Below are 10198 nucleotides of genomic sequence, written 5' to 3'. Positions count from 1 at the left end.
CCACGGCTTCGAGCACCCGCGCGCGCGTCGCCTCGCCCACCCGGCCGCGGTCGCGCAGCACGTTCGACACGGTTGCGGCCGTCACGCCGGCGCGGCGCGCCACTTCATCCAGGGTTGCCATCGATTACTCACTATATGAGACGTCTATCCAGTATTTGCTTCGCTCACCGAAGCGGCGCACTATCGCCGCACACCCTGCCGCCCGACCGACGGGCGCGACTCGGCCGCGATCGCATCGCCTCTTTTTTGATCGCGATGATTAAGCGCTTAATCACAGATGAAAGCGCATTAGAACATGGAGCGGAGACAATGGCGAGCATCTCGATGCGACGCGTGCAGAAAGCCTATGGCGATCACGCGCCGGTCATTCGCGACGTCGATCTGGAGATCGGCGCGCACGAGTTCTGCGTGTTCCTCGGGCCGTCCGGATGCGGCAAGTCGACGTTGCTGCGGATGATCGCCGGGCTCGAGGACCTGAGCGCGGGCGAACTGTCGATCGACGGCCGCCGCGTCGACGACGTACCGGCCGCCGAGCGCGGCGTCGCGATGGTGTTCCAGAGCTACGCGCTGTTTCCGCACATGACGGTCTATGAAAACATAGCGTTCGGGCTGAAGCTCGCGCGCGTGCCGAAGGCCGAGATCGACCGGAAGGTACGCGACGCCGCGCGCATCCTGCAGCTCGACACGCTGCTCGATCGCAAGCCGAAGGCGCTGTCGGGCGGGCAACGGCAGCGCGTCGCGATCGGCCGCGCGATCGTGCGCGAGCCCGGCGTGTTCCTGTTCGACGAGCCGCTGTCGAATCTCGACGCGGCGCTGCGCGGCCAGACCCGCATCGAGATCGCGCGGCTGCACCGGCAGTTCGAACGCGCAAGCGTCGTCTACGTGACGCACGACCAGACCGAAGCGATGACGCTCGCCGACAAGATCGTGCTGCTGCACGCCGGCGCCGACACCGCGCAGCACGGCAGCATCGCGCAGGTCGGTGCGCCGCTCGACCTCTACCACCACCCGGCCAGCCGCTTCGTCGCGGGCTTCATCGGGTCGCCGCGCATGAACTTCCTGCCGGCCGTCGTGACGGCCTGCGATGCGCATCGCACGACCGTCACGCTCGCGCCGTCCGGCGAAACCTTCGTACTGCCGCGCGACGGCTCCGCGCTCGGCGCAGGCGCCACCGTGACGCTCGGCATCCGCCCCGAACACCTGACGCTCGGCGCCGCGCACGACGCGACGGCGCTCGCACGCGACGTCGCGCTCGTCGAACGCCTGGGTGAACAGACCTACGTGCACCTCGACCAGCCCGGCGGCAACTCGCTCATCGCGAAGGTGCCCGGTGACGCGCAGGTGCGCAGCGGCGAACGCGTGCTCGTGCATGCACCGGCCGCGGCCTGCCACCTCTTCACCGAAGACGGCCGCGCGGTGCCCGCGTGCGCCGACGTCCACGTTCACCACTACGCATAAGGATCGGGCATGCGCCTCGGAGTCTGTTACTACCCGGAACACTGGCCGGAAACGATGTGGGCCGACGATGCCCGCCGGATGAAAGCGCTCGGCATCGAGCAGGTGCGGATCGCCGAATTCGCGTGGAGCCGCATTGAGCCGTCGCCGGGCGAATACGACTGGGGCTGGCTCGATCGCGCGATCGCCGTGCTCGGCTCGGCCGGCCTCGAGATCGTGATGTGCACGCCGACCGCGACGCCGCCGAAATGGCTGGTCGACCGCCACCCCGACATCCTCGCGATCGGCGCGGACGGCCGGCCGCGCGCGTTCGGCTCGCGCCGCCACTACGACTTCTCGTCGCCGACCTATCTCGAAGCGTCGCGCCAGATCTGCACGGCGGTCGCCGAGCGCTACGGCCGCCACCCGGCCGTGCGTTACTGGCAGACCGACAACGAGCTGGGTTGCCACCAGACGGTCGTCAGCTACTCGCCGGCCGCGCTCGTGCGCTTCCGTGCGTGGCTGAAGGCGCGCTACGGTACGATCGACGCGCTGAACCGCGCATGGGGCACCGTGTTCTGGAGCATGGAGTATCGCCATTTCGACGAAGTCGACGCGCCCGTCGGCACCGTGACCGAGGCCCACCCGTCCCATCGCCTCGACTATCGGCGCTTCGCGTCGGACGAAGTCGCGCGCTATCACCGGATGCAGGTCGACGTGATCCGCGCGCATTCGCCGGGCCGCCCGGTTGCGCACAACTTCATGCAGCTGTTCACCGAGTTCGACCATTACGAGGTGGCGCGCGACCTCGACATCGCGACGTGGGACAGCTATCCGCTCGGCGCGCTCGAAGAACAATGGTTCGCGCCCGACGTGAAGGCGCGCTGGCTGCGCACCGGCCATCCCGATTTCGCGTCGTTCAATCACGACCTCTATCGCGGCATGTCGAAGCTGCCGTTCTGGGTGATGGAGCAGCAGCCGGGCCCGGTGAACTGGGCGCAGTGGAACCCCGCGCCGCTGCCGGGCATGGTGCGCCTGTGGAGCTGGGAAGCGTTCGCGCACGGCGCGGGCTGCGTGTCGTACTTCCGCTGGCGGCAGGCGCCGTTCGCGCAGGAGCAGATGCATGCGGGCCTGCACACCCCCGACGACAAGCTCGACGAAGGCGGCCGCGAGGCGCAGCGCGTCGCGCACGAGATCGCGGCCGTGCACGACGCCGGCGCGGATGCGGACGGCGCCGTGCGCGCCCCCGTCGCGCTGGTCTTCGACTACGACGCGAAGTGGCTGTTCGAAGTGCAGCCGCAGGGCGCCGATTTCCATTACCCGCGCTTCGCGTTCGAGTACTACTCGGCGCTGCGCGCGCTCGGCCTCGACGTCGACATCGTTTCCGCGCACGCGCCGCTCGACGGCTACCGCCTCGTCGTCGTGCCGCCACTGCCGGTCGTGCCGGACGATTTCACCGCGCGGCTCGCCGCATCGGGCGCACACGCGGTGTTCGGGCCGCGCACCGGCTCGAAGACCGTCGACCTGCAGATCCCGCCGACGCTGCCGCCCGGCCCGCTCGCGTCGATCCTGCCGGTACGCGTGTGGCGCGTCGAATCGCTGCGGCCGAACGTGACCGAGCGGATCGACGGCACGCTGCGCGACGGCGCGCCGCTTGCTGGCGATGCGCGCCACTGGCGCGACTTCGTCGAGCTGCACGACGACACGCACAGCGTCGTACATGCGCGCTTCGCCGACGGACACCCGGCCTGCGTATCGCACGGCACGCTGCATTACTGGGCCGCGCTGTTCGACGACGCGACCACCGTCCGGCTGTTCGCCGATGCCGCAGTTGCAGCCGGCCTCGCGCCGACGCCGCTCGGCGACGGCGTGCGCGTAAGCCGACGCGGCGGCCTGACCTACGTTTTCAACTATGGCGACACGCCGCACGCGATCGACGCGGTACCGCCGTCCGCGTTCGTGCTCGGCACTGCGCAAGTCGGGCCGCAAGACGTGGCCGTGTATCGAAGCCGTTCGTAGCAACCGTCGCCGGCGCCACGACGCGCCGGTCACGCACAACGACACCCAGAACTGGAGACACGTATGACACATCGCCCCCTTCGCGTCGCCGCCCGGCTTGCCACAGCCGCCGCTGTCGCACTGGCATCGCTCGGCATGACGGCGCCCGCCGATGCCGGCACGCTGACGATCAACATCGCGTTCAAGGGCGCGAGCCAGCGCGCGGTCTGGCAGTCGACGCTCGACGCGTTCCGCAAGGCGCATCCCGACATCGACGTGAAGGCAACCTTCGTCGACGAGGAAGCGTACAAGGTGCAGCTCCCCGCATGGCTCACGACCGTCGCACCGGACGTCGTGAACTGGCATGCGGGCGAGCGGATGGCGTACTACGCGAAGCGCGGGCTGTTCGAGGACCTGAGCGGCGACTGGGCGAAGAACGGCTGGGGCGCGATGTACGCGTCGACGCGCGACGCATCGTCGTACAACGGCAAGCAGTACGCGGCGCCGACCGTCTACTACTCGTGGGGGCTGTTCTACCGCAAGGACCTGTTCCACAAGGTCGGCATCGCCGACGAGCCGAAGACGTGGGACCAGTTTCTCGACGCGTGCAAGAAGCTGAAGGCGGCCGGCATCACGCCGATCGCGATCGGCGGCCGCGACGCATGGACGCTCGCCGGCTGGTTCGACTATCTCGACCTGCGCCTGAACGGCAACGCGTTCCACCAGCAGCTGATGGCCGGCGACGTGCCGTACACCGACCCGCGCGTGAAGAAGGTCTACACGACGTGGAAATCGCTGATCGACGCGGGCTACTTCATCGACAACGCGCTGTCCTACGATCTCGACGGCGCGCAGCCGTTCCTGTTCCAGGGCAAGGCCGCGATGATGCTGATGGGCACCTTCATCGCGGCGGGCTTTCCGCCGAACGTGAAGCAGGAAATGGGCTACTACCGCTTCCCGATCATCGACCCGAAGGTGCCGACCGCCGAGGACGGCCCGGTCGAATCGCTGCATATCCCGACGAAGGCGAAGAACAAGGCCGATGCGCACACGTTCCTCGCGTTCGTCGAAACGCCCGAGATGGGCGCGAAGCTCGCGGAGGGGCTCGGTTCGCTGTCGGCCAACAGCAAGTCGCCGGAGCCGGCCGATCCGATCTCGCGCATCGGCTTCCGGATCCTTGCCGACACGAAGGGCGGCGTCGCGCAGTTCTACGATCGCGACATGACGAAGGAAATGGCCGACGAGGGGATGAAGGGCATGCAGCAGTTCGTCGCGAATCCCGCGCAGCTCGATACGGTGCTCGCGCAACTCGAACAGACCCGCAAGCGGATCTACAAGAAGTGACCGCGTGACCCAACCGGCGGCCCCGCGCCGCCGCGCTCGTTCAGGAGGCTTGCCGTGTCCAGTCCGATCACGTCCCCCCCGCCCGCCGGCGCGGGCGCCGCGCCGCCGCCACGCGGTGCATCTGCTGCCACCGCACTGCCGGCACGCCGCCCGTCGCCCGCCGTGCGACGGCAGCAACGCGCCGCGTGGCTCTTTCTCGCGCCGGCCTGCGCGATGGTTGCCGTCTATGTGATCTGGCCGATCCTGTCGACGCTGTGGCTGAGCCTGTACAACTGGGACGGGATGACCGAGCGCACCTTCGTCGGTCTCGCGAACTATGTGGAGTTGCTGCATGCGCCGACGTTCTACACGGCGCTGCGCAACAACGTGATCTGGCTCGCGCTGTTCATGCTCGCGCCGCCGCTCGGCCTCGCGCTCGCGTTGTACCTGAACCAGGCAGTCGGCGGCATCCGGCTCGTGAAGTCGCTGTTCTTCGCGCCGTTCGTGCTGTCCGGCGTGGTCGTCGGCCTGATCTTCTCGTGGTTCTACGATCCGACGTTCGGGCTGCTCGCGCTGATCGCCGGGCATGGCATTCCAGTGCTCGGCGATGCACGTTACGCGACGTTCGGCATCGTGTTTGCCGCGCTGTGGCCGCAGACCGCGTACTGCATGATCCTGTACCTCACCGGCCTCACCTCGCTCAACCCGGAACAGATCGAAGCCGCACGGATGGAAGGCGCGCGCGGATTCGCGCTGCTGTGGCATGTCGTGCTGCCGCAGTTGCGGCCGACCACCTTCATGGCGATCGTCGTCACGGTGATCGGCGCGCTGCGCAGCTTCGACCTGATCTCGGTGATGACGAGCGGCGGCCCGTTCGAGAGCTCGACCGTGCTCGCGTATTACATGTACGACCAGGCGATCAAGTACTACCGGCTCGGCTATTCCGCGGCGATTGCGGTCGTGCTGTTCGCGATCATGCTCGTCTACATCGTGTTCCAGTTGCGCCGCCTGCTGCGCAACGAGCAATAACCTGACCGGTGGCCATCATGTTTCCGACTCCCGTTGCTCAATGGAAGACTGTCTCGCGCAGGCTGTACAAGCTGTCGTTGCCGGTTGCGCTGCTGATCTGGCTGTTGCCGATGATCGCGGTGTTCGTCACATCGGTGCGCTCGACCGAGGAACTGGTCGAAGGCCACTACTGGGGCTGGCCACGGCACTTCTCGATGATCGAGAACTATCGCGACGCGCTGACGACGTCGCCGATGCTGCATTACTTCTGGAACAGCGTGCAGATCACGGTGCCGTCCGTGCTTGGCTCGATTGCACTCGCAGCGATGGCCGGATTCGCGCTCGCGACTTACAAGTTTCGCGGGAGCACCGCGCTGTTCGGGACGTTCGTCGCGGGTAATTTCGTGCCGGTGCAGGTGCTGATGATTCCGGTGCGGGATTTGTCGCTCAGGCTCGGCGTGTTCAATACGGTCGAGGCGCTGATCCTGTTTCATGTCGCGTTTCAGACCGGGTTCTGCACGCTGTTTCTGCGCAACTTCATCAAGCAGTTGCCGTTCGAGTTGATCGAGGCCGCGCGGATCGAAGGCGCGGGGGAATGGACGGTGTTTTACCGGATCGTGCTGCCATTGATTCGGCCTGCGTTGGCTGCGCTGGCGATTCTCGTTTTTACGTTCGTGTGGAATGACTACTTCTGGGCGCTGTGCCTGACGCAAGGGGATGAGGCCGCACCGATCACGGCAGGCGTTGCCGCGTTGAAGGGGCAATGGACGACGTCGTGGAATCTCGTGTCGGCCGGGTCGATTCTCGCGGCGTTGCCGTCCGTCGCGATGTTCTTCGCGATGCAGAAGCATTTCGTGGCGGGGCTGACGTTTGGTGCGACCAAAGGCTGAACGCGCAGCTTCGCGTATTCGTATCTCCCCCTCCGCATCGTGAGGTTGCCCGCTTCGGCGGGCTTTTTTTGCCGTCGAGTTCGGATCGGCAAAGAGGCGCCGAACAATTCCCGTGTTCTGCGTTAGCGGCTCACGTTGGGTGGGTCACGGCCGACGACGATAGACACAAAGTCGGTGAAGTGCGCGCATCCTCGGACTAGATTGACATCGCCAATCTCAAGAAACGTGGTCAGGCGCGGACAATGGATATCAAACGACAAATAACAGGCGCCATGTTAAATTTCCGCCCATCCATACCAAACCAACAGGTTTAAAAATTAAATGGCAACGTGGCCCGAGGACATAGCACTCGCACTAGAACAACTTGGTGGCATTGCCCCCCTCGCCGAAATCTACGAGAAGGTTGCGACCATACGACCCAAGCCACATCCGGCGAATCTTGGGGCTTCCGTTCGAGGGGCTATTGAGCGAAACTCCTCTGATTCAACGGTTTTTTCTGGAAATGACTTATTCTTTTCCGTTCACGGAATCGGTGGCGGGGTGTGGGGGCTACGATCTTTTGAAAAGCCCACACCACTGGCATCCGACATCGGCTCGCTTGGGAACGAGACACCTCAAAGACAGCACCAGAAAACATATCGCATCCTTCGAGATACCACACTCGCTCGTCAGGTAAAGCTTTTGCACAAAAACAAGTGCCAGATATGTGGGGAATCCATCAAACTGCCCAATGGTGAGTTTTACTCCGAGGCCCATCATATACAACCCCTCGGAAATCCACACAATGGGCCAGATACATCAGAAAATATTCTTGTTCTTTGCCCCAATCACCACGTAATGCTTGACTACGGCGTCATCGCAATTGACCCATCAAAATTGAACCTTCATCGCAAACACAAGATTGGAGCAACCTACATCACCTATCATAATGAAATAATTATTAATCCCATCGATACATCGGAAAAATAGATACCCAGGTGACTCGATCCGCATATGAAATCATTTTTCGCGATCTTTATATTCAGAGTATTTTCGCGAGTCACCTCGTACTTTTTCAGCAGGATATTTTTCTCGATTGAGCTCCATCTTCTCGAGCACAGCCTGAAAAAGATCGACGTCCATCTTGTCCGCGAGGTGAACCAGATATACCAATACGTCAGCCATTTCGTGGCGAATTGCTGTCAGGTTAGCCTCACTGAGTTCGGCTTTTTCGCCCGAAACCAGCCATTGAAATGGTTCTAGCAACTCACTTGCCTCTATGCTAAGAGCCGTTGCCAGATTCTTTGGAGTGTGGAACTTGTCCCAATCCCGCTCATCGACAAACTGACGAACGATTTCACGCAACGCCGCCAGATCACTCCGCAGCTCAGATTTTTCCATATAACCAATCCCTTCTGCCTATCTAGAATTATTAATGCCGTCGATGGCATATAAGTACAAGCATTCGACTCGCGCCAATCTTCCTTAGAGTCTGAGAGCACAGATTTATCGAAATGATATGGAAATTGAATGCTTTTACCGAAGATCAATTCAATCAACGAAAATCCAATCTTGTCCAGGCACCCCGAATCGTACGAATGTTTACCCGTCAGAAAGGTGATCGCAACAACCGTTGCGCGATCCGAAGCTGTCGCTACCGGCAGGCAATGTGCCGGCAAGAGGCGACTTCGACGGAAATCCACGAAGAACGTTTCTCGAGATCACCGTCGCTACGCCACTCCCGACTCGGCACCGCCACCCTTGATCCGCAACTGCACATCCACCGCCCCGATATTCTTCTCATGCGCCACCAGCATCTGCGTGAGCGCATGATGCATGTCGGGCTGCGCGAGCGTCGGCAGCAACGCCTGCAGCTTCCGCACGACCCACCGCTGCCCGCGATTCAAAAATGCCAGCCGCTCCGCCAGATCGTCGATCGCCATCGCCTTCTCATAGAACGCCCCGGTAGCATGCGTCGGCGTCGCATCGAGCGACCGAATCGCATCGACCAGCACCGCACACCAGTGCGCCTCATCCTGCCGAATCGCAGCCACCAGCCGATGAAGTTCAGGATCGTCGATTGCCGCCGCCGTCTCCGATGCAACACGTGCACCTGCGCGCTCGGCTTCCAGCAGTTCATTCAGCAACGCAAGCAACGCGTCGCGCTGCGCATCAGCGGATTCGTCCGCTGCTTTGGCGGGACGGGCGTCGTGCCCGTCGTCGTGGGTCCGGTTCGACATGCGATGTCCTCCGCTCAGGAAGCGTGGCGCACCGGTTCGTCCGGCGTGGTTCCGTCAGGCACTGCTCACACGACGGCGTCCACGCATCACGACTGACAACCGCGGGGCCACACGAAGAATGGCTCACAGTCTGACATAGCCCCGTCACACGCGTCTCCAGACAGCCCACTGTGCGTGATGCGCATCAAGACACACCGCAACGCACACCCGACATCACGTCCACCCTTCAAGCCTCAACGTCGACCGCACCAACCGCTGCTCCTCCTGCTCGATCTCCCGCAGATACTCGACGCACTGGCGAATATGCTCGCTCGCGGCCTTGCGCGCCTGATCGGGCAGCCGCCCCGTCACCGCGTTATAAAGCCGCGCGTGCTGCCGATCGATCTGCTTCTTCAACGGCTCGCGGTGATAGAGATTGTTCACCGACGCAAACACCGAACTCAGCAGCAGATCCGTCAACGACTGCAGCGTATTCACGAGCACCGGATTATGCGACGCCTCACAGATCGCAAGATGAAACGCATGATCGAGCTTCGCCCGCGCGGCCGGATCGAGATCCTGCGCATCGGCCGCGGTCATCTCCTCATAGCGACGCTTGATCAGGATGAAATCGGCCGGCGTACCGCGCAGCGCTGCGAGCCGCGCGGCCTCCGTCTCGAGCATCCCGCGCACCTCGAACAGGTCGTAAAGCGTGCGCGGCTGCGAGCCGAGCAGATGCATCATCGGCGTGATCTCGCGTTGCGGGGTCAGGCTCGCAACGAACGAGCCCTTGCCATGCGTGGTGTCGATGATCCCGCGCGCACGCAGCAGCTTCATCCCTTCACGCACGGCCGTGCGCGACACGCCGAGCTTCTCGGTCAGCCGCCGTTCGGACGGTAGCGCCTGCCCGGCCTTCAGCACGCCATCGACGATCAGCTTCTCGATGCGCTCGGCAACGACGTCGGCCACGTTCCGCGCCGGACCCGCCTGTTTCTGCATTTCCATACTGGTATGACCACTTCGGAAGGATATCGTCGATTTTCGCATAAACCCTTGTAGATATTCGGTTTTATGGCAATCGATACAGCCGCTTTCCGGCCACCAGATAAAAACTGGTATGACCACATCCGCCACGTCTGGACACGCACGCGCCGCCCGCCAAGAATCCATCCCTTCCGGCGTGCCGCGCCTCGCGCAGCCGCCTGCATGGTGGAGACAACCCCGATGAGTTTCACCTACGACGAACGGATCGACGGCCCGCTGGCGACCGTCGGCCGCGACACACTCGTCGCCGCACTGCACGCGGCGGCGCCCGGCCTCGACGTGCTGCACGAGCGCGAGGCGCTA

9 protein-coding genes and 1 pseudogene are annotated in these 10198 nt (G+C 63.5%); 6 read left to right on the top strand and 4 right to left on the bottom strand.

Annotated features, from left to right (window positions below; all coding sequences use genetic code 11):
* On the bottom strand, positions 1-121 hold a 121-nt coding region (locus G3N99_RS26955), incomplete at its 3' end, for a LacI family DNA-binding transcriptional regulator (protein ID WP_206123920.1).
* 188 nt (positions 122-309) lie between these two features.
* Between G3N99_RS26955 and ugpC the strand changes: the two genes are divergently transcribed.
* The 6 genes from ugpC to G3N99_RS26925 all read left to right on the top strand — a co-directional run bounded on the left by ugpC (position 310) and on the right by G3N99_RS26925 (position 7622).
* Entirely contained in the window at positions 310-1458 is a 1149-nt protein-coding gene (gene ugpC / locus G3N99_RS26950; RefSeq protein WP_206123918.1) for a sn-glycerol-3-phosphate ABC transporter ATP-binding protein UgpC, read from the top strand.
* Between the two features lie 9 nt (positions 1459-1467).
* The gene (locus G3N99_RS26945; RefSeq protein ID WP_206123917.1) at positions 1468-3453 is read left to right on the top strand and encodes a beta-galactosidase; all 1986 of its coding nucleotides are present in this window, start codon (positions 1468-1470) and stop codon (positions 3451-3453) included.
* 63 nt (positions 3454-3516) lie between these two features.
* Positions 3517-4776 carry an extracellular solute-binding protein gene (locus G3N99_RS26940; RefSeq protein ID WP_174940520.1) on the top strand — a complete coding sequence of 420 codons (1260 nt, stop codon included), beginning with the start codon at positions 3517-3519 and terminating at the stop codon, positions 4774-4776.
* A gap of 54 nt (positions 4777-4830) precedes the next feature.
* Complete coding sequence (locus G3N99_RS26935) at positions 4831-5784, top strand: sugar ABC transporter permease (RefSeq protein ID WP_206123916.1); 954 nt, start codon at positions 4831-4833, stop codon at positions 5782-5784.
* Between the two features lie 17 nt (positions 5785-5801).
* Complete coding sequence (locus G3N99_RS26930; protein ID WP_206123915.1) at positions 5802-6653, top strand: carbohydrate ABC transporter permease; 852 nt, start codon at positions 5802-5804, stop codon at positions 6651-6653.
* 321 nt (positions 6654-6974) lie between these two features.
* Positions 6975-7622 (top strand): HNH endonuclease, encoded by a 648-nt coding sequence (locus G3N99_RS26925; RefSeq protein WP_206123914.1) that lies wholly within the window; start codon positions 6975-6977, stop codon positions 7620-7622.
* Positions 7623-7652: 30 nt separating this feature from the next.
* Here the strand turns inward: G3N99_RS26925 and G3N99_RS26920 are convergent, their stop codons facing one another.
* The 3 genes and pseudogenes from G3N99_RS26920 to glcC form a co-directional block, all read right to left on the bottom strand.
* On the bottom strand, positions 7653-8033 hold the full coding sequence (locus G3N99_RS26920) for a nucleotide pyrophosphohydrolase (RefSeq protein ID WP_206123913.1): 381 nt from the start codon (positions 8031-8033) through the stop codon (positions 7653-7655).
* Between the two features lie 329 nt (positions 8034-8362).
* Positions 8363-8809 (bottom strand): annotated as a pseudogene (locus tag G3N99_RS26915) (DUF6306 domain-containing protein); the annotation flags it as partial.
* 276 nt (positions 8810-9085) lie between these two features.
* Positions 9086-9856: a transcriptional regulator GlcC gene (gene glcC, locus G3N99_RS26910; protein WP_206123919.1), complete on the bottom strand. Its 771-nt coding sequence runs from the start codon at positions 9854-9856 to the stop codon at positions 9086-9088.
* Between the last annotated feature and the right edge of the window lie 342 nt (positions 9857-10198).

Source organism: Burkholderia sp. Ac-20392, from assembly GCF_017104585.1.
GTDB classification, from domain to species: domain Bacteria; phylum Pseudomonadota; class Gammaproteobacteria; order Burkholderiales; family Burkholderiaceae; genus Burkholderia; species Burkholderia lata.
This window is presented reverse-complemented; position numbering and strand designations above follow the sequence as displayed.

Bases quoted from the DNA above. Each gene is read 5' to 3' on its own strand.
- G3N99_RS26945 (WP_206123917.1), top strand. From the start codon at position 1,468: ATGCGCCTCGGAGTCTGTTACTACCCGGAACACTGGCCGGAAACGATG.
- G3N99_RS26930 (WP_206123915.1), top strand. From the start codon at position 5,802: ATGTTTCCGACTCCCGTTGCTCAATGGAAGACTGTCTCGCGCAGGCTG.
- glcC (WP_206123919.1), bottom strand. From the start codon at position 9,856: ATGGAAATGCAGAAACAGGCGGGTCCGGCGCGGAACGTGGCCGACGTC.
- G3N99_RS26920 (WP_206123913.1), bottom strand. From the start codon at position 8,033: ATGGAAAAATCTGAGCTGCGGAGTGATCTGGCGGCGTTGCGTGAAATC.
- G3N99_RS26925 (WP_206123914.1), top strand. From the start codon at position 6,975: ATGGCAACGTGGCCCGAGGACATAGCACTCGCACTAGAACAACTTGGT.
- ugpC (WP_206123918.1), top strand. From the start codon at position 310: ATGGCGAGCATCTCGATGCGACGCGTGCAGAAAGCCTATGGCGATCAC.
- G3N99_RS26940 (WP_174940520.1), top strand. From the start codon at position 3,517: ATGACACATCGCCCCCTTCGCGTCGCCGCCCGGCTTGCCACAGCCGCC.